20 protein-coding genes are annotated in these 20447 nt (G+C 23.2%); 16 read left to right on the plus strand and 4 right to left on the minus strand.

Annotated elements, in window-relative coordinates; all coding sequences use genetic code 4:
• The first annotated feature begins 41 nt into the window (after positions 1–41).
• From STAIW_RS02750 to STAIW_RS02765, 4 genes are read left to right on the plus strand one after another with little or no spacing between them, the layout of a single operon-like run.
• Positions 42–1646, plus strand: a complete 1605-nt coding sequence (locus STAIW_RS02750; RefSeq protein ID WP_020834324.1) for an SGNH/GDSL hydrolase family protein — start codon at positions 42–44, stop codon at positions 1644–1646.
• A gap of 55 nt (positions 1647–1701) precedes the next feature.
• Positions 1702–2076, plus strand: a complete 375-nt coding sequence (locus STAIW_RS02755; protein WP_020834325.1) for a hypothetical protein — start codon at positions 1702–1704, stop codon at positions 2074–2076.
• 15 nt (positions 2077–2091) lie between these two features.
• Complete coding sequence (locus tag STAIW_RS02760; RefSeq protein WP_020834326.1) at positions 2092–2310, plus strand: cation transporter; 219 nt, start codon at positions 2092–2094, stop codon at positions 2308–2310.
• Positions 2303–4207: a heavy metal translocating P-type ATPase gene (locus STAIW_RS02765; RefSeq protein WP_020834327.1), complete on the plus strand. Its 1905-nt coding sequence runs from the start codon at positions 2303–2305 to the stop codon at positions 4205–4207. Before STAIW_RS02760 ends, STAIW_RS02765 begins: the two co-directional genes overlap by 8 nt.
• Positions 4208–4235: 28 nt before the next feature.
• On the opposite strand, the gene STAIW_RS02770 is transcribed toward STAIW_RS02765, so the two are convergent.
• From STAIW_RS02770 to STAIW_RS06075, 3 genes are all read right to left on the minus strand, one after another.
• A complete protein-coding gene (locus STAIW_RS02770; RefSeq protein WP_020834328.1) occupies positions 4236–4823 on the minus strand; it encodes a zinc-binding metallopeptidase family protein in 588 nt (195 codons plus the stop codon).
• 119 nt (positions 4824–4942) lie between these two features.
• Positions 4943–5335 carry a M20/M25/M40 family metallo-hydrolase gene (locus tag STAIW_RS05980; RefSeq protein WP_084676583.1) on the minus strand — a complete coding sequence of 131 codons (393 nt, stop codon included), beginning with the start codon at positions 5333–5335 and terminating at the stop codon, positions 4943–4945.
• A 43-nt stretch (positions 5336–5378) separates the two neighbouring features.
• Positions 5379–5519, minus strand: coding sequence for a hypothetical protein (locus tag STAIW_RS06075; protein WP_020834330.1), 141 nt, complete (start codon positions 5517–5519; stop codon positions 5379–5381).
• A 452-nt stretch (positions 5520–5971) separates the two neighbouring features.
• On the opposite strand from STAIW_RS06075, the gene STAIW_RS02780 reads away from it, so the two are divergent.
• The 6 genes from STAIW_RS02780 to STAIW_RS02805 all read left to right on the plus strand — a co-directional run bounded on the left by STAIW_RS02780 (position 5972) and on the right by STAIW_RS02805 (position 12354).
• Entirely contained in the window at positions 5972–6325 is a 354-nt protein-coding gene (locus STAIW_RS02780) for a hypothetical protein (RefSeq protein ID WP_020834331.1), read from the plus strand.
• A gap of 165 nt (positions 6326–6490) precedes the next feature.
• Positions 6491–7459: a DUF4011 domain-containing protein gene (locus tag STAIW_RS02785; RefSeq protein ID WP_020834332.1), complete on the plus strand. Its 969-nt coding sequence runs from the start codon at positions 6491–6493 to the stop codon at positions 7457–7459.
• A gap of 79 nt (positions 7460–7538) precedes the next feature.
• Positions 7539–7952, plus strand: a complete 414-nt coding sequence (locus STAIW_RS02790; RefSeq protein WP_020834333.1) for a hypothetical protein — start codon at positions 7539–7541, stop codon at positions 7950–7952.
• A gap of 151 nt (positions 7953–8103) precedes the next feature.
• Positions 8104–8340, plus strand: a complete 237-nt coding sequence (locus tag STAIW_RS02795) for an ATP-binding cassette domain-containing protein (RefSeq protein WP_148285974.1) — start codon at positions 8104–8106, stop codon at positions 8338–8340.
• Between the two features lie 228 nt (positions 8341–8568).
• Positions 8569–9381: a hypothetical protein gene (locus tag STAIW_RS02800; RefSeq protein ID WP_020834335.1), complete on the plus strand. Its 813-nt coding sequence runs from the start codon at positions 8569–8571 to the stop codon at positions 9379–9381.
• Between the two features lie 330 nt (positions 9382–9711).
• Positions 9712–12354: a valine--tRNA ligase gene (locus STAIW_RS02805; RefSeq protein WP_020834336.1), complete on the plus strand. Its 2643-nt coding sequence runs from the start codon at positions 9712–9714 to the stop codon at positions 12352–12354.
• Between the two features lie 301 nt (positions 12355–12655).
• Here STAIW_RS02805 and STAIW_RS02810 read toward each other — a convergent pair whose 3' ends face one another.
• Entirely contained in the window at positions 12656–14644 is a 1989-nt protein-coding gene (locus STAIW_RS02810) for an MATE family efflux transporter (RefSeq protein ID WP_020834338.1), read from the minus strand.
• A gap of 185 nt (positions 14645–14829) precedes the next feature.
• Between STAIW_RS02810 and STAIW_RS02815 the strand changes: the two genes are divergently transcribed.
• The 6 genes from STAIW_RS02815 (at position 14830) to STAIW_RS05820 (ending at position 20444) form a co-directional block, all read left to right on the plus strand.
• Positions 14830–15273: a hypothetical protein gene (locus STAIW_RS02815; protein ID WP_020834339.1), complete on the plus strand. Its 444-nt coding sequence runs from the start codon at positions 14830–14832 to the stop codon at positions 15271–15273.
• Between the two features lie 854 nt (positions 15274–16127).
• Positions 16128–16349 carry a hypothetical protein gene (locus STAIW_RS02825; RefSeq protein ID WP_020834340.1) on the plus strand — a complete coding sequence of 74 codons (222 nt, stop codon included), beginning with the start codon at positions 16128–16130 and terminating at the stop codon, positions 16347–16349.
• Positions 16316–17026 (plus strand): hypothetical protein, encoded by a 711-nt coding sequence (locus STAIW_RS02830; protein ID WP_020834341.1) that lies wholly within the window; start codon positions 16316–16318, stop codon positions 17024–17026. The genes STAIW_RS02825 and STAIW_RS02830 overlap by 34 nt, the downstream gene beginning before the upstream one ends.
• Before the next feature lie 255 nt (positions 17027–17281).
• The gene (locus STAIW_RS02835; RefSeq protein WP_041618847.1) at positions 17282–17530 is read left to right on the plus strand and encodes a hypothetical protein; all 249 of its coding nucleotides are present in this window, start codon (positions 17282–17284) and stop codon (positions 17528–17530) included.
• Positions 17466–18284: a hypothetical protein gene (locus STAIW_RS02840; RefSeq protein ID WP_020834342.1), complete on the plus strand. Its 819-nt coding sequence runs from the start codon at positions 17466–17468 to the stop codon at positions 18282–18284. Before STAIW_RS02835 ends, STAIW_RS02840 begins: the two co-directional genes overlap by 65 nt.
• Before the next feature lie 12 nt (positions 18285–18296).
• Complete coding sequence (locus STAIW_RS05820) at positions 18297–20444, plus strand: N-6 DNA methylase (protein WP_020834343.1); 2148 nt, start codon at positions 18297–18299, stop codon at positions 20442–20444.
• Positions 20445–20447 lie beyond the last annotated feature (3 nt).

A 20447-nucleotide genomic window follows, 5' to 3' on the forward strand; every position in this document is an offset into this window, starting at 1 on the left:
TTACATTATTTATTTAAATATAAGTATGAAAGGATTTTAATATGAAAAAACTTTTAACTTTATTTTACTCAATTAGTGTAACTGCAATTCCTGTTTCAACAGTTGTTGCTTGTGCTGAAAAAGTAGACTATAGAATCGATTTAAATTCTATAATAAAAAATGTAGCACTTGGAAATCAATTGGAAAATTGAGATGATTCAATTATTATTAACGCTGTAGTTGAAAAAAATCAAATAGAAAATGTAAGCTTTAAAGATGAAATAGTAGTTTTAGATAAAACAAGTACTTCAGCAATAATAAGTGCAAAATCAAGTTCACAAACTTATAGATCTTCTGTTAAAGTAAGATTCACTCTAAGTAATAGTGCCGTAAATATTGGAAAAGATATAGATAGATCAAAAGCAATTGATGATACAAAAAATACAAGCTCAGGTTATTCAAATTTCTTTATAATTGGAGATAGTTTAAGCGATGTTAATGGAATTACAAATTTTATTCCAAGTAAATTTGGGTCATTATTAAATTTATTTAATATGAAAGTTGAGGCAAACTTGACTGGAAATTATGGTTTTGATAGAAATGGAAAACATTATAGTGCATTTTCAAATGGTCCAACAACTGGTTTTCTATTAGGAGAAAAACTTGGTTTTAATGACTTAAAATCAAGTAATCAATTTATGGATCCATATGATCAAACAGAAGGTTATGGAAATAACTATTCAGTTGGAGGAGCAACTGCTGCTAAAATGGATGAAGATTCAATAGGTATGAGTGCTTTTATGAGTGTTGATGATGTAACAGTTGATGAGCAAGCAAAAGCATTAATTGAGCAACACAAAATTGGTTCAAATGATGTTGTATTATTTGAAATTGGGGGAAATGATATTTTTGCAATTGAGGCAAAATATAGAGAAGGTAAACCTAATGAAGAAGCTGCTCAAAAGTTAATTGATGATGCAATGGTTAGAATTCGTCAAGCTTTATTTACTTTGTTAAATCAAGGAATTAAAAAAATAATATTTATGACAGCACCTCCAATGCAAACTGTACCAAAATTTTCAACTTATTTTGATGTATATAGAGATACATATTGTGAGGGTTCAACAGATTGTCAATATATAAATACTGAAATAAAACCAGATGATGTATATTATGTACAAAAAGCAAAAAATATTCTTAATAAAGGAAAAGAATTTCAAGATAGAACAAAAGAAATATTAGACGAAATTAAAGGATATTATCCTGATGGAATTGAATTATATGACTTATACACTGAATTTCCAAATTTAGTAGAACAATTTAAAACTGATTCATCAGTTAATCCTTCTGAAGTAAACGTATTAGATCAATATTCAAATATGGAAACTGGAATAAGTATGATAGCTGAAGTTGATGGAGAAAAAATATTTGAAATTCAAGAAGGTAGTGGAATTGGTGGAGATGAAATGAATGATTTGGTTTCTAAATTATTTGGCTATTTGGGTTCAGATGAAGAACATAATCTAAAAGTTAATATCAATATTGGAACTGATGCTGCAGCAAAAGATAAATCAATTATTAATTATTTCTTTACTGATTTTGTTCACCCAACAAAAAGAGTTCATGAAATAGTTTCAGATTATTTATATAATACATATCTAAAATAGATTTTAAATCTTTTTTTTAATATTTTGTCCATAAAACACAATAAGGAGAATTTATATGGTTGACATTAAATATATTGAACAAAATTTTGATACTGAAAGAAAATGTATGGAATTTTCAATTCAAAAAAAACAAACATTAAATTTAAAGTATTGTAAATGTGGATGTAATTTAAGTAATCTTAAATGTTATGAAAGTAGAAGTTGTTTTGTTTGTTGTTGTAATAACTTTATTTACCCAAGAAAGGATTTAATTTTTGAAAATTCAAAATTACCTTTAAAAACATGGTTTTTAGCTATTGCTATTTTTCTAAATAATTCAAAAATTACTGCTGAAAGGCTTAGATTAGAACTAAATATTAATTATAAAAGCGCATATTATATGTTAAAAAAACTAAAAAATGAAAAAAATTTAATATCATTTTTTGAATAAAAAAGGAAAAGAAATATGAATAAGGAAATTAGAATTTATATTGATGCATTAGATTGTGCTTCTTGTGCAGTTACAATTGATAAAACAATGCAAAGATTAAATATTCAAGATTATAATGTTTTGATTCCATTAAAAGAAGTTCAAATCTCTTTTGATGAACAAATTGTTAGTGAAAAAAATATTTTAGGGAAATTAAAAAAAGCTGGATATAAAGGCGAAATCATTAATGACTAGAAAAGTTAAAAATAGAATTTTATTTTATTGTTTAATACTACTTTGATTATTAGGTATTTGAATTGTAGTATCAATGTTTTTAGCAAAATCAAATAATTGATTTATTATGATAGGTCATAATAAATTCTTTTTATTATCAATTGCTATATTTGTTATTTATTTTTTTGGGTGAAAGTATATTCATAGATGTTATTTAGAAATTTTTAAATGAAAAAGAATTGGAATGAACTTTCTAGTAACTATGTCCACTCAAATTGCACTTTATTTTTCAATATACGAAATTGCAGTGGGGTTATTTCCAAATTTAATTGAAGTTTCAATTTTTGTAATTTTATTTTTACAAACAGGAGATATAATTAATGACAAATTAAAGAAAAAAATTTCAAATGAATTGAGTGAAATTACAAAAATTCAACCAAAAACAGTAAAAGTCATTTTAAATAATGAAATTATTGAAAAAAATATTAAAACTGTTGAAATAGGAGAAATTATTTTTATTGAAAAAAATTTTGTAATTCCAATTGATGGAAAATTGATAAATGAAAAAGCTTCAGTTTTAACCCAAATAATTGATGGTGAAAATGATTCAAAAACTTTTTTTAAAGATCAAAACTTATTTGCTGGAATGCAAAATTTAAATCAAGATTTAAAAATGGAAGTAAATAATTTATCAAAAGACTCTTTATTAAATCAAATGATTTCAAAAATATTAAAAATTCAATCTACAAAATCTGGAATGCAAAATTTAGTAGATAAATTATTAATTTATTTCACACCATTTCTAATTTTATGTTCAATTATTGGATTTTTAGTTTCATATTTTTGATTAAATCCAAATAATCTTTATTTTGCAATGCAATCATTTGTAACAATTTTGATTGCAGCCTGTCCTTGTGCAATTGGTATTGCAATTCCAATAGCAGTTGCTATTGGAGCTTCAAATGCTGGAAAAAAAGGAGTAATTTTTAATAAACCTGATGCTTTTCAAAAATTAATTGGAATAAAACATATTGCATTTGATAAAACAGGTACTTTAACTCAAGGACAAGTAAGTGTTAAAAACTATCAAGGAGAATTCAAATATTTATCAATTATAGGACTTATTGAAAAAAACCAAATACATCCACTTGCAACGGGTTTTATGAAATATTTAAAGGAAAAAAATATTGAGCTTAATTCTAATAGAATTATTGAAAAACTTGGAGAATTAGAATACAAAATTGATGAAAAAATTTATAAATTAGTTTCATTAAATGATTTAGATAAAAAATTGGATTCAGATATTAGTATAGATTATTCTTATTTAGAAAACACAACTTCTTTTTTACTTGAAGAAAATAGGGTAGTTGCTTATATTGAATTTAGTGATGAAATTAGAAAAAATGCACTTATTTCCTTAGAAAAATTAAAAAAACAAAATTACAATTTAATAATGATTACAGGTGATAATGAAATTATTGCTAATAAAGTTGCATCAACTTTAAAAATTGATGAAGTATATTCAAATCAAAAAGCAAATGACAAATATGAAATAATAAAAAAATATCAAGAAAAAAATCAAAAAGTGGTTTTTGTGGGTGATGGTGCAAATGATGTACTTGCAATTCAACAAGCAGATTTGTCAATTTCAATAATATCACCAACAACTTATTTATCATTAGATTCAGATATTAGTTTAATAAAACCAGACATTGAATTAATTGTAAATGCAATTTACTATACTAAAAAAACTAGAAATATTATTTTAACCAATTTATTTTGAGCTTTTGCATATAATTTTACAATAATATCGTTAGCAATGTTTGGATTTATAACTCCTTTAGTGGGTATGATTGTAATGTTTTGTTCAACTTTATTAGTTTTATTAAATTCATTGTTATTTAAAATTTCAAAATAAAAAGTAGAAAGTAAATTTCTACTTTTTATTATTTTGTTAATTCTAAGATTACATTTGCATATACTTCTAATGCTCTTTTTAAATTTTCAATAGAAACTCACTTATAACTTTTATGAGCAGATAAATTTGATAAATCTTCAAGAATTCCACATAAAATAATATTTGGTACTACTTTTGCGTAGGTACTTCCTCCCATTGCAACAGCTTCAACATTACAATTTTGTGAAATTTGTCTATATATTCCAATTCTAATATTATATTCACTTGTATATTTTTCTAAAGGATCAATTAAATCTGTTTGTATCATTTTTGTTACAGGAAGTCGATTATTTAGTCCTAAAATAAATTTTTCATTATCTAAATCTATATAATCAAGTCTTGTTGTCAAAAAACCACTTTCATTATTTAAATTACCAACTAATTCTTTTAAAGAGAAATTATTTGATAGGTATTTTTCACAAAATTTAATTAATGGATGTTCTACATTAATTGAGCTTAAAGCTTTTATTAATCAAATAACGGCATTTACTTTGATTTCAATACCATTTTGTATGGCTTTTCCTAAAATATTTAATTCATTTTTTTCTATATAATATTTTATTTTGTATAAGTCCAAATAATTTTTTATATCAGTAATTTTTTTACCAGTATAAATAATATGCTCTGAAATATTCGATAAAAACTCATTTTCTGGTTTTTTAATATTAAAATCACATTTAAAACTACCAGTAAAATTTAAATAACAAACTGATTTTTCAGCATAAACACATGGAAAAATCCATCAGGAGTAAAACCTAATGTTGGTGCTCCAAAGTCTTGTATGTATTTTTTTAAACATCTCATTTCATTTTCTTCATCTAATCCAAAAACAATTTTTACTATAAAATTATTTGGTTTTCAATTTTGATCAATTAAGTATTTTAAAGCATAGATTGCCATAAAAGCAGGGCCTTTATCATCATTTATACCTCGTGCATATATTTTATTTTTTTCAATTTTAGGAATAATCTCTATATTATTGAACTTCTGGTCTTCTGGAAGACTTACAATATCAAGATGGGTTACTATAAGAAAAATATCTCTTCCTTTTCCATATTCTAAAAAGCCATAATGTCCTTCTGGTTTAATATAAGTTTTTCAATTTCATTTTTTGCTAAGTCTAAAGTAAAGTTTAAACTTCGATTGTTTTTAATCCAAATATTGCTCCAGGTAATGGTTTACTTTGTATACTTAGTATTTTTAAAATTTCAATTAAATTCTTTAATGCTTCATCAAAATATTTAGTAGTGAGTAATTTATTATCAATTATCATTTGCTTTCTCCTTTATAAAATAAAATAAGCATAATACTCAGCTTAAAAACATTAAACTTTATATTATGCATAGACAATTATTGAATTAAAATTAATGTTTTTAAATGAGTATTTTTATTGTTATAAAATATGTATTTTTGTATTTATTTTTGTATGTAATGGTTTTTTATTTGTATGAACATTCTATTAAGTTTTTTCACTCCTTTCATAATTAATTCTATATTTAACACTATGAAAAACTTGTTCATTCCAATTTTTTATTTTTACAAATAATAACATTTTTTTGATAAATTTATGAATTTTTTTTCATTCACTTTAATATAAAAGCTAAGGTAATAAAAATATTATTTATTTTACTAAAATCAATATTTTTGAAAAAATATTGATTTTAGAAGTTAAAAAAATTAAATAAATACATTATAATTAAATTAATCTATTAATAGGAGATTTAAATGGAAAATTCTATAGTTAAAATAAAGCAAAAAGTCTTTAAAATAATGGCATCTTCAATTTTTTTATTTTTTTTATTTTTAATTTTAGCTATTATTGTTGGTTTTTGACTATCAATTAATATAAGATGATATAAAATTGGTTTACTTTTTATTTTTAGTATAGCAACACTGTTTTGTTTTTTATCTTGAATTGGAGGGTGCATTTTTCTTAAAGTTAATAAAAATTGAAAGGAAATAAAAAATATTAAAAGAAAAGCAGCTTTGGATTGAGGAATATTTTATTTTTCAGTCTTAAATAAAATTGAAGCATTACTTGAAAAAAATTTAGATAATCAAGATAAAAATATTTCGTAGATAGATAAGGAAAATTATTTTAGTAATATAATTAAAATAAATATTGTAAAATATGTAAATAACTTTTATTTTAGCTCAGCTTTTTCTAAAATAAAACTTTTACATTTTTATTGATTATCAATAGTTTGCTGTATTATAATGATAATATTGAGGTTAAAAAGTTTTATGAATTCAAAAGATTTATTAAAAGATTTTAAGGGAATATTACTAAATAGCGGTAAAAATACCTCTATTTTTTATGATAAATTTAAAAAAAATAGTACATCAATTAATTTAATGAAGTTGGAAAAATACAATCTTCTAAGACGTGGTAGAAATGACAAAAACCCTATAAGTTTAAAGCAAGCAATGCAATATGATGAATTTTTTATCTCATTTATGGATATTAATCAATCTGATAAAGATTATAAGAATGCATTTAATTTTTTATATGAGATAAATAAAATTTTAAAAAAATTTAAGGAATCTTATGAAGAGACAAATTTACATACATTATATATGGGTAGATACTATATTGAAAGTGCAATAATTGAAAGAGTAAATAAGGACTATTTTAGATGTCCATTGATTCTTCAATCAGTCTCTTTAGAAAATGTTACTCCTAAGATTTTTAAAGTTTCAATTAATGAAGATAAGATATTAAATAATCCATTATTTAATATAATAGCGACAACCAGTAAAAAAACATACGAATTCTTGGAACTAGATGATGAAAAAATTAATGATTTTGAAAGTATCAAAAAATATCTTACCAATTTACTAACAAATATAGGATATAAATTTAATAATATAGATGTATATTTAAATGCATTTGAAAATCAGTATGATTCATATGTAGCATTAAAAACAAAAGATGATGAAGCAAAAAGATTTTTTGAAAAAAATATAAATATACTTGATAATGTTTATGCTTTAAATTTATGTAGTATAGGAATATACAATATTGCAAGTAGTAGTATTTTATCTGCATATAAAAAATTGGAAGAATTAGATGATGGTTTTATAGACGAATTACTAAGTGAAAGTGGAGATAGCATTGGTTTAAGAAATGAGGAATTTAGTGAAAATGATATAAAAACTATATCTACATTAGATTATTCACAAAAAAGTGCTATAAATTCTGCATTAAAATAATCAATTTATTTGTTTGGGTCTCCAGGTACAGAAAAATCACAAACAATAGTAAATCTAATTGCAAATATAATTGATAGAAATGAAACTTCCTTATTTATTACTGAAAAAAAAAGTGGCCTCTGAGGTTGTCTATAATAAATTGGAAGAACTGAATGATTTTGTATTAATGATTCATAATAATGAAAAGGTCTCAAGTATTTATGAAAAACTTAAAATATTTGTCACAAGAATTGAAGATTTTTACAATACTCCAGAAAAATATAAAAGTATTTACAATCATTATGTAGAAAGAGAAAAATATAAAGACATTGATGATATTTTTAATAAGGTAAATACATATAAAAAAATTATGAATAGTGAGCAAGGAAAAACATATCAGAAGTTTCAATGAATATCTAGCAATTATAATGGAAAAATATATAATATAAGCAATGAAATTTTTGATTTTTGCAGACATGAAGTAAAGTTTTTACTGACAATAAATATATATTAGATTCATATATTTTTCTTAGAGAATATCTAGGTTTAAAGTCAATAAAAAATTACCAGTTAAATGCACTTTATGAAATCGAAGTAAAAACTAATGCATTTTTATTTAATACACTAGTACTAAATAAAACTAAAACAATGGTCTTGATGCTGAGATAAATAGTGAATCAAAAAATTTATTTGAAGGAGAAATGCAAAGAATTGCTATTGCAAGAGCATTAGTTCACAATAAGAAAATTATGATTTTAGATGAAATTACTGCAAATTTAGATAAAAATAATCGAGAAATTATTGAAAATTTAGTAGGTGATTTAAATAAAACAATCTTGTATATTTCTCATAATACAAATTCAGATGGAAATAAAAATTTGGATCAAGTTATTAAATTATAGACAAAATTAACTTAAAAAAACTTTATTTTTAAATGAAGTTTTTTTATATTTTCTTTGTTTATTAAGGAAATATTAGTTCTTGTATCTTCAAAATAATAAATATGACTATATTCATCGTGAATAGTTAGTATAAGTGACAAATTAGCACTCTTATACAACCCAACATTTTCTAAAATTTGCAATATTTTCTAAAATTGTTTATTATAAGTGTAGTAGGAGAATTTTTTTATGAAAGTAATAGGAAAATCTAAAAGAATTATTAAAGATTCTAAAGGAATTATATTACTTTATGCAACAATTGGTATCTTAGTTGCACTTTTTTTGTTATCTCCATTATTAGATCATTATGTTGAAACTGTATGAGAATCTAGAATGCTTATATATGCTAAGCTATTATTGGGATTTTTTATTACTGCTTTAATTTTAAGAAAACTTTTTTTTGAAATGGTAAGTTTTATTGAGAATTATGAAATAAAACAATCAATTGTAAAAGATTATAATTGAATAATTAAAAGAGAAAACCTTTCAATTTTTATAAGATCAATTTTAATTTTAACTCCATTTATTGCATTAAGTTTTTACAACATAATAGCTGTAACAAATGAAAATCTAGAAGTTAATCAAATTCAAACTTTTGATATTTTTGAAAAAGTAATGGTAAATTTTAAAGAGGATAGCTTTAAAATTGTTTTAAATAAATTATTTATTTTAATTTTTTCTGGATTCGTATCAATAATTTTTGGAAGTATTGTTTTTGTTTATTATAAAATTTCTATGAAAATGTTTTATGAAGATATTGATCAACAACTAAAAATTATTTCAAAAAAAAGCAAAAATGAAGAAAATAGAAAACAAATGTTTGGTGAAACAAAAGAAATCTTTATTAGAGAAAAAGCACAAAGTCAAAAAGCATTTTTATTTGAAAGAAATGGAAAAATTTTAAATTTTATTAAAAGTTTAGAATCTGATAAATGAAAGGAAATTAAGAAATCAACATGTCCACCACTATATAGATTTAACTCATTAAATTTATTTAGTTAAAAAACAAGTTGATATCTTATTATTTTATTGTCGGATTTAAAATAATAGAAAAAAGACTATATAAAGTAGTCTTTTTTATTTATTTATTTGAAAAAAGACTATTATTACTTGCTATAATTATCTTGTAATAGCTTATAAGGTTTCAGAGAACTGATGTTTGGTGTGAATCAGTATTTAATTTTATTGAAGGTTGTATAAGCATATAAAAGTTAATATTTTTTGAGTGGACTTGAAATAGTCAATTAGGATGGTACCGCGAATTGAAAAAAATATTCGTTTCTATTTTTAATTTATAAATTAAAAATAGGAATTTTTTTATGGAGGTTTAAAATGAAAGAATTAGATAAAAAATATAATCATTTAGAAGTTGAAAAAGATAAATATAAAAAATGAATCGATTTAAACATTTTTTGTGCAGAATTTGATTTAAAAAAACCTGCATATTCTATAGTAATTCCTCCACCAAATGTAACTGGAAAATTACACCTTGGTCATGCCTGAGATGGGGCATTACAAGACTTTTTGATTAGATTTAAGAAGTTAAATGGTTTTGATACTCTATGAATTCCTGGAATGGATCATGCAGGCATTGCCACTCAAGCAAAAGTTGAACAAAGATTAAAAGAACAAGGTATTTCTAGATATGATTTAGGAAGAGAAAAGTTTATTGAAAAAGTATGAGAATGAAAAGAAGAATATGCAGAAAAAATTAGAAAACAATGGGCAAAACTTGGTTTAGGGCTTGATTATTCAAAAGAAAAATTTACATATTCAGAAGACTTAAATAAAATAGTTAATTATATTTTTGTAGAAATGTATAAAAAGAAATTAATTTATAAAGGTAAAAAAATAGTAAATTGAGATTCAATTCAAAAAACAACAATTTCAAATATTGAAGTAATTTATAAAGAAACAAAAGGAGCAATGTATTATTTTAAATATTTTTTAGAAAATGATATAAATAATTTTTTAACAGTTGCAACAACAAGACCTGAAACAATGTTTGGAGATGTTTGTTTAGTTGTAAATCCAAAAGATAAAAGATATCAAAAATATATTGGAAAAAATGTAATAAATCCTGTAAATAATAAAATAATTCCAATAATTGCAGATGAATATGTGGAAATTGATTTTGGAACTGGTGTAATGAAATGTACTCCAGCACATGATGTTAATGATTTTGAATTAGGAATAAAATATAATCTTGAACAAATAAATGTTATGAATGATGATGCAACAATGAATGAATTTGCAAATGAATTTATTGGTTTAGACAGATTTGAAGCAAGAAAAAAAATAATTATTAAATTAGAAAAAGAAAATCTATTTTTGAAAGAAGAAGAAATAATTCACCAAGTTGGTTATTCTGAAAGAAGTAATGCTATTATTGAACCACTTATTTCAGATCAATGATTTGTAAAAATGAAACCACTTGCAGAAGAAGTTTTAAAACTTCAAAATTCAAAAGATAAAATTAATTTTTTTCCATTGAGATTTTCAGACACATTAAATAAATGAATGGAGTCAATTCATGATTGAGTAATTTCAAGACAATTATGATGGGGACATCAAATACCTGTTTGATATCATAAAAAGACTAATGAAATTTATGTAAATGTAAATCCCCCAGAAGATATAGAAAATTGGATTCGTGACACTGATGTTTTAGATACATGATTTTCAAGTGCTTTTTGACCATTTGCAACAATGCAATGAAGTCCAAAAGATTCTTCAGAATTAATGCAAAGATATTTTCCTACTTCAACTTTAGTAACAGGTTATGATATTATCTTTTTTTGAGTAGCAAGAATGATCTTTCAAAGTCTTGAATTTACAAATCAAAAGCCTTTTCAAGATGTTTTACTTCATGGATTAATTAGAGATGAAAAGGGGCAAAAAATGTCAAAGTCACTTGGTAATGGAATTGATCCAATGGAGGTTATTGAAAATTATGGAGCTGATTCACTTAGATTTTTCTTATTAACAAATTCAAGTCCAGGTCAAGATTTAAGATATAGCGAAGAAAAAATAATTTCAACTTGAAATTTTGTTAATAAAATTTGAAATGCTTCAAGATTTGTTTTAATAAATATTGATAAAGTTTATTCTGATACTGAGTTTAAAGAAATTATTAAAAATTTAAAAGAAGATAATTTAATTGATAAATGAATTTTAAATAAATTATATAAATGTCAAAAAGAAGTTTATGAAGCTGCGAATAATTATGAATTTACAGTTGCAGGAAAAATTTTATATAATTTTATTTGAACTGAATATTGTTCTTGATATATTGAACTTGCAAAAGTAAAAATGTTAAGTGATAAATTTAACTCAAAAGATATTGAAATAACAAAAGCAACTTTGGGATATGTTTTGAAACAAATTTTAGTGATGCTTCATCCTTTTACACCATTTGTTACAGAAGAAATATATTCAACTTTAAATTTAAAAGAAACAATTTTAAAAGAAAGTTGATTGAAAGAAGAATACAATTTTAAATTAGATGGATTTAAACATTTAAAAGATATAATTTCAGCAATTAGAGAATTTAGAGCTTCACAAAATATTAAAAATAGTATTTTCTTAAATTTATTTTTAAATTTAGATAATTCAAAAAGTAAAAAAGAAATTGAAAGTAAATTTGAATTCATAAAAATAATTATTGAAAAAATTACTAATTCAAAAATTATATTAAATAAAAATGAAATAAAAGATTTTACATCAATTCAGATTAATGATTATTTTATAGAAATTTCTAATGATGATTTTTTAGATAATGAAAAAATTATTTTTAAATTAAATGAAAAATTATTGATCTTAGAAAAAGAAATTAAAAGAAGTAAAAAAATGCTTTCAAATGAAAATTTTATAAATAAAGCAAGTTTAGAAAAAGTAGAAATAGAAAAACAAAAATTTGAAGATTATAAAAATCAGTATGAATCTCTTTTAACTAAAATTAATAAAATAAAATAATGTTTTATTTTATTAAAATATTTTACACTTTAAATTAAATTAATTTTTAATGAGTATTTAAAATAAAATTAATTTGGAAGTTTGTGATAAATTTAAATTTAAAACTTCTAAACAAATAGGATTAAGAGGTGTAGAATATGGCATTAACAGCAACATGCAACTACTCTGGGTGTATTGCTAAAACAAAAAAAGTATCATTAGGGAGTTACTATTGTACTTATCATTTTAAATTAATAAAAAATACTGGAAAAAAATAAAAAAAAGATAAGTCAAATTTTAGCTTATCTTTTTTTAAAAAAATTTATTTAAAAGTTTCTTTTAAATTTTTTATTTCTTCTTTTAAATTTTTTATTTCATTTATAAAATAATTTTCTTCTTTAAATGTTCAATCCATTTGTTTATTTTTATTTTTTAATTTTTGATTTAATTTTAAAAATTTTAATTCAGTTATCAACTGTTCTCTATAATACATAATTTCTTGAAGTTCTTTAATATTTTCATTGTCTTCATTTAAATTCATTTTTTTTGAAATATTTTTTATTTGAAAATCAATTGATTTTAAAATTGTTCTTTTATCAATAATAATTTGAGAAAATTGAGTTTCTTCAAAACTGGAAACTTCAAAATCATCTTTAACATCAATAAAAGTTGCTTTGTCAACTTTTTTTCATTTTAAATAAAAAATAATTCCTGCAATAATGGCAGCAGGCATTTCTGCAAATGAATAACATAAAAAGTATAATCAATCTTTTGAACCATCATTTGATGCTGCTTTTGCTGCATAATAACCAATAAATACAAATGCTAATTGAAATACAAAGGTTCTAATAACTGCAATAATTGTTGAAGTTGTTCCTTGTGTTGTTCCATTAAAGTAAAGCATGATTGTATAGGTTACTGAGGGAAATAATAGACAAGAATTATACATTACAAATCATCAACGCTTGTCGTCTCCAGATCAACTTCCAGTTGTTGGTCCTGAAAATAATTGCATCATATATGCTCCAAAGAAAATTAATATTAATAGAGCAGATAATAATCAAGATATATTAACAATTGCTGCAGCTTTAACAATTTTTAGCATTTTTATATTTTTCTTTGCCCCATAACTATAAGCAACAGAATTTACTCCTCCTTGCATAATTCCAATTACAGGTGCATATAGAATAGTAGATCATGGAAATGAAGAACTTAATACTCTAACAGCATTTGTAATATACTCAGTGTTTTGAGTACCATTTAGATTTTTTGTATCAGCATAAAATGTAAATTTAATAGCTTCATGATCTAAATATAATTGATTTCCATCTTGAATTGTACCAATCATTCTTGTTGAAACAGCACTAATAATTGCAAGTGATCCACTTAAAACAAATGGACCAACTCCGTTTAATCAAATTTCACCATTTTCTTTTAGATTAAATTTGTAACTACTAAATTTTGGTTTTAAAAATGTATTTTTTGAAAAAACAATAACTATGATTGATGCAATAATCATAAATGCTCAAGCTACCATTGAACCATAAACAGCACCAGCCATTCCAAGTTTTAATATATCTAAAAAGATGTAACCTAAAACCATATTTATAATTAATGATATTGATTGAATTGCTATAACAGTATAAATTTTGCCCTCAGTTCTTAACATTGTTGTAAAGAATGTTCCAAAACTAAGTAGTGGAAAACCAAAGACAAACATTTTACAATATTCAATCGATAAAGAATATGATAATGCAGAGTCCTTATTTGCAAAATCAACTCCTGATTGAAAAACTAAGATATATTGAGATAGAAAATACATTATTAACATTATAAAAAATGATGAAAAAAATGTTTGAATAATTCCATTAATAAATGTTTCATTCATTTTATTTTGATTTCTAGCCCCCATGTGTTTTCCAAAACTAATTGCAGTACCTACAGCTGTCAACATTGATATTGCAGATAACAATACTACAACTGAATTTGAATATTGTGTTGATACGTTAATAACTTGTTTAAAAATATCTGTTTGAGATTCATTTACTAGAGAATCAGCATAAATATTAATTCCAGGTCCTCCAGTTTGATTTAAAAAATTTTCATATAATTTTTCAACTTCACTAATTGCAAAGTTTAAAGTTAGTTGTTTATCAACAATTCCATATAGTCCATTTACTAATGTAATAATTATCATTGGTCCTGCCATAAACATTAAAGCAATAAATGGATTTGAATATCTTAAAATCCATTCTCTTTTTGTTAAATGAACTGTTGCTTTATTTTCAAATTCAATAGAATTAAAATTCAATTCATTTTTTTGTTTTACTTTTTTTCCATATTTTTTCCTTTCTGTTTTAAAATAGAAACTTAATAAAATTAAATAATAAGTACTCTCTTAATAATTATAAAACTTAATTTAGAATATAAAAACATATTTATATTTTTTTTATATTCTAAGAAAATAAGCGATAAAAATTAGGAGGTGAAAATAATTTGAAAAATTTTAAATATTTTATTATTTTATTCATATCATTATTGGATGGAGTTGTTTTCTATTTATTATCTAATTCCTCAAAAGAAGAAAATAGTCAAATTACAAATTTAGAAACTTATCAAGTTTATTTTAAAGTAAAGTATGATATTAAGTTAAAACAGAATCGATTGTTACCAATAAAATTAACAAATGAAAATAAAATTAATGATCTTGATAATTTTATTGAAGAAAAGAAAATTGATTATTTATATAATTTTTTTAGTATTGATAATAATAAAGAATTACTTAAAAAAAATGAAATTATAGTATATCCACTTGAAAATACTGAAATAGTTAAAACAAGTAGATATATAGTGAATTTTGAGTTTTTTAAATCTAAAGATGTTAGTGAAAATATTTCTAAAAAAACTGTTCTTATTTTAAATGATATAAAAAATGATTAAGATGATTGCTTAAAAAAAAATTAAAAAAATCTATGTAGGAAGTAATTTTATTAATGAATTTTATTCAAAAGATATTCCAAAATTGCTTTTTTAATTTTCTTTTTTTAACATTTATTTTAATTTGTATTTTTGTTTATTTTGTATGTTGAATACCATATATTTTAAAAATAAAAAAGAAGTATAAATTTTTTATATTACTTATTTTTTTTGAAATATTTTTTAATTTTTTATAAATTTGATGTAAATATTTTTATAAATTCAAATACTTATCAAGTGAGTGAAGTAAAGGAAAAATATATTTTATTTAAAAAAATATAAAAGTCTATATTATTTACAAGTAGGGGAGCAAAAGTTCTCAGTAGGGGAGTATGTAAAGGCAATAGGGGAATTTAAAAAGATCAGTGTTAATGCTAATTATTGAGAATTTAATTTTAATAACTATCTTTTAAATAACAATGTAAAATAAAAAATCCAAAATGCTAATTTATATCAAATTAATAGATATGGAGTAAAATATTGATTTTATAAATTGATAAATGAATCTAATTCTTTAACAAAATTATTTGTTTTTCAAAGAAGAGAAAATAACGAAATATATTTAGAGTTATTAGGTTTAGGTTTAAGTTATTTAATAAATTTTAGTGATCTAAATATTTATTTATTAAGTTATTTTTTAAACAAAAAAGTTTTTAAATTTTCAAGAAAACAAAAAAAATATCGAATAATATTAATAATATTTTTTTTATTTTATAGCTGAATGCTTAATTTCAAATTATTTATTTTAAAATCTGGTATTTTGCTATTAATTGAATGAATTGAAATAAATTTTAATTTTAGGGAGAATAACAATAACTATGTTATCAGGTGCTGACACCTTTACCGGTGGAGCTGCTGGAACAGCACTTAAAATAGCTAAAAAAACAGGGGGAGCTGTTGGTTTAGCTGCTATGGCTCTTTCATCTATTTATTCTGCTAAAGCAAGGTCTGGAATGAGTGCTAAAACAGCAGGTTTTAGAAACTCATTAGCACAAAAAAACAAGCTGTGCAAAATTGAGTTAAGCAAAATTCACCTATAGACAAAGATCCTGTCAAAAGAGCTAAACAGGAAGAAATTCGTAATGCTAAGTTAGAAGCTAAAAAAACCAAAAAAAGCAAAAACTTTGAAGAATACAAGTCAAATATCCAAGACAAAATTTCTTCTACAGATTCAGGAATGCAAAAACTCTTATACCAACAAGAACTTGCTAAAAAAGAAAGAAAACACAAAAAACAACAAGCAAGATACGACTATCTTAAATTTAGTTCATCAGATTCTAAAAATGATAATGCTCGTAGGATTCATAATTGAAGAAAAACTAAATTAGAATATAAAGCAGCTAAACATGGTGATTTATTCCCTTCAAAAGCTCAATCTAAATTACAAAAATTTAATTCAAAAGAAGAAAACTGAATGAAGAAAAAAGGAATTGATCTAAATTTAGATAAAAAAGGTCAAAAAGATGATTTCAAAACTCTTTCTTCAATGAATAGAAACAGTGAAACTAAAAAGGATATTAATTCTATTTTAGAAAAATACACTGCAAATGATAAAGATAAAAAAGTTAGAAAACAAAATCAAAAAAATATAAATAGAAACTTAAATAAAGAACAATTAGAAATTTTAAGAAAACACAAAAATCAGAAAAAAGAAAGTCACATTAAAGATGAATTTAAAAATCAAAACTATCGTTTTGATGAAAAACAAGGAAAATAACATTTTCAAAACATACTTCGTATGTTTTTTTTGTTTTTTGATGGTATAATTAATTTATAAATAATCTAAAAGAAAGGTTTTAAATCATGGTGAGACTTAGAACAAAAAAAATATACTAACAATTTAACAATTCCAAATGATTGATTAATTCCAAATTATAATCATAAAAATTGGATTGATTCATTTCAAAAATCAACGCGTAATAGAAAACTTTTAGAGACAGGTGAAGGTATTTCAGCTGATTTTTTATCAGAGTTGAGATTTTATTTTCTTTTAATAAGAGAAAACGCTGCAATTGATGATTGTAGAAAAACACGAGATCTAAGAGCTAAAAAAGGTTATCAATATGAAATTGATGAAATAGAAAAAGGTGTTGAAATATTTAATCGACTAATGCATGGTGCTCCTATTCAAATTCCAAGTGATTCACCTATTTGAGATGGTTTTTTGAGAATACATTGTTGCTCATGGAACGTTGAATGATCCATTGAGTGTAGGAATTAGGTGACCAACACATGAGTCAAACACACACCAACCTCATACTATTAATTTATCAATTGAATCAATTCAACAACACAAAGATTATAATTATATAACTGGACTTGCTTATTTGTGAGCAGACTTTGTTTCACAAAAAGAAAAGTGAAATGAAGAGATGAAAGAAGAAGGTGAATACTATAATTTAGGATATGGTGTAATAGAACCTTATAGATCAACAGCTTCTGAAGTTGTATTTAATTTTATAAACATAGCTTTTTGATATCACCACCCATTTTTCAATTATCCCCCACTTTATAATACTTATCCTTCAACAACAAGACCAGATGATGCAACAATCGAAAGAGTAAAACAAAATTGACCTAATATAAGATTGAAAGCAGAAGAATTATTTAAAAAAGAAGTTGAATATTTACAAGGTCCATATTATATTGAAACCCATAAACCTTTAACAGATGAGAATTGAGAAAAACATTTATTGTATGCAAAAGAAGTTGAATTTATTAAACAACAAGCTGAAGCAGCAGAAAAAGAAAAGTGAGAAAAAATGAAAAGACAACAAGAGGATAGAGAAATTTCTCAACCTCACAATGCTAAAAAAGAATTTGAAAGTTTACCGATTGATGAACAAAAAATTATTTTAACAGCTTCTCAGTATAATGAAATAAAAAGAGTATTTAAATCTCAAAAAGAAAAAATACTAAATGATGAAAAGTTGATAAATGGAATATTTGGTTCAATTGACCGAGAATTAGAATAAAGGCGGTGAAATATGAAAAAAACTGAGTTTGAAAATGTTAAATATTTCAATAAAATTATAGGTATAGAAAATAAAACGGATGGAACTTTATTTATATATCCTACTCCAAAAGATAAAAAGTTAGGAGAAAAAATAAGTAGAAAACCAGACGGATATTATTACATGGATGGAGTAACTTTCATATTAGATGCTAAAGCAGAAGGTAATGAATTTTCTGGGCAACTAGAAGATTATTTGAAATTAGAACAAAATAAAAATAATGTTGGTTTTAAATATTCTGGCATTTTTTTTCAATGTTTTATTAATGGTGTTTTAATGGAAGAAGAAATAGAACCTAAAAATGCTGAATATTACATTTCGAAATATTTCAATAATAAAATAACTAACGAAGATATAGTTAATAACTCTGCTAAGAAATTAGCAAATATGTTTAGAGATTCATCAATAGATAAACAAATGAATGTCCCATTTATAGGTTCCGTTATGCTTTGTCAAAAGTTTGGTAAAGATATAAGTGGAGATAGCACTAAAAACATTATCAGAAACATTAAATCAGCTATTGAAGAAATTATTTTAAATGAACCAAAAACAAGACAAGAAAAAAAAGAATTTATAAAAACAATGTTAGATGATCCATCTTTGAATAAAACAAAAATAAGCGATATTATTCAAATAATTTCTGAAATTTCAACAGTTTACAATTTCATTAATGTATCTGATAAAAAAGGTCATGACACAATGAATAGTTTTTTGAAAATTTTTAGAAAATGAAATTCAGCTAACTCTAATGAAAAAGGTGAGGTTTTTACACCAGATCATATAGCTCAACTTATGTATAAAATTATTGATATTAAATTTAGCGATACTGTTTTGGATCCTACTTGTGGATCGGGGACTTTTTTAGTTAATGCTCTAACAAATATGCTAAACGAAACTGATGATGAAAATGAAAAAAAGAAAATAATGGAGGAAAGGGTTATAGGTATTGAAAATTTGAGTTTCAATGCAACTTTGGCAGGAATAAACATGTTACTCCATGGTGACGGTGCAAGTAATATTTTTGAAGAAAATTGTTTTAAAAAGTTACCTCAACTAAAAGGTGAGTATAATAAAGTTTTAATGAATCCACCTTTTTCTCAAAAAGATAAAGAACTTAAATTTGTTTTAGAAGCATTGAATAATATGAAAGAAGGCGGAAAACTGGCAACAATATTACCTATAAATTGTATTTTAGGTAGAGGTGATAAGCAAAATGATAATTTAAAACTAAAAAAAGAAATTCTTTCAAAACACAAAATTATAAAATCTGTAAAATTACCTAATAAACTTTTTGAACCAAACGCTAGTACAGAAACTTGCATAATTGTTTTTGAATCTCACGCTAAATTAGAAAAACAAGTAATAGAATTATATGATTTTAGTAATGATGGGTATGAAATTAGGATGAGATCGGGTAGAGTTCCTATAAATGAAGAGGAAGCTATGATTAGTTTCCAAAATCAAAAACCTATAATTAAAGAAGTCACTGAAAAAGATGATTGACTAATAGAACCTACACTTGATATAAATTCTTTTTCATCAGAAATTTTTCAAGCAGCAAAAATAGATTATGAAATGAGAGAGAAAAATTTAATAGAAATTTTGTATAAGAATGAAGGCAAAATAGATTTAAAAATCAGCACTAAATTCAAAGAAATGAGTTCTTATAATTGAAAAGAGTTTTTAATTTCTGATATTTTCGAAATTGAGGGAAAAGGTTTAGATAAACCATTGTACAACTTTGATGATGAAAATAAAATAGCTTGCATAAATGCTAAAAAAAATAACAACGGTATTGGTGGTTATTGTTATAACCCTAAGAAGATTTTTAAACCTAAAAGATTTACTGTTGTTTCACAAGGCGATGGAGGAGCAGGGATGACTTATTTTCAAGATGATTATTTTTGTGCTACAACATCTGTTTTTGTATTAAAACCAAAATTTGAGGTTAATGTTAATGTGGGTATTTTCATAGCAAAAATTTGTAGTTTAAAGTGAAAAAGAATTTATTCACATGGTAAAACAATTACTAGGGAAGTTTTGTTGAAACAATCAATACCTTTACCTGTATCAGATGAAAATAAAATAGACTTTGAAACTATTGAAAATATAATGAAATAAAAA

This window comes from Spiroplasma taiwanense CT-1 (assembly GCF_000439435.1).
Taxonomy (GTDB): Bacteria; Bacillota_I; Bacilli_A; order Mycoplasmatales; family Mycoplasmataceae; genus Spiroplasma_A; species Spiroplasma_A taiwanense.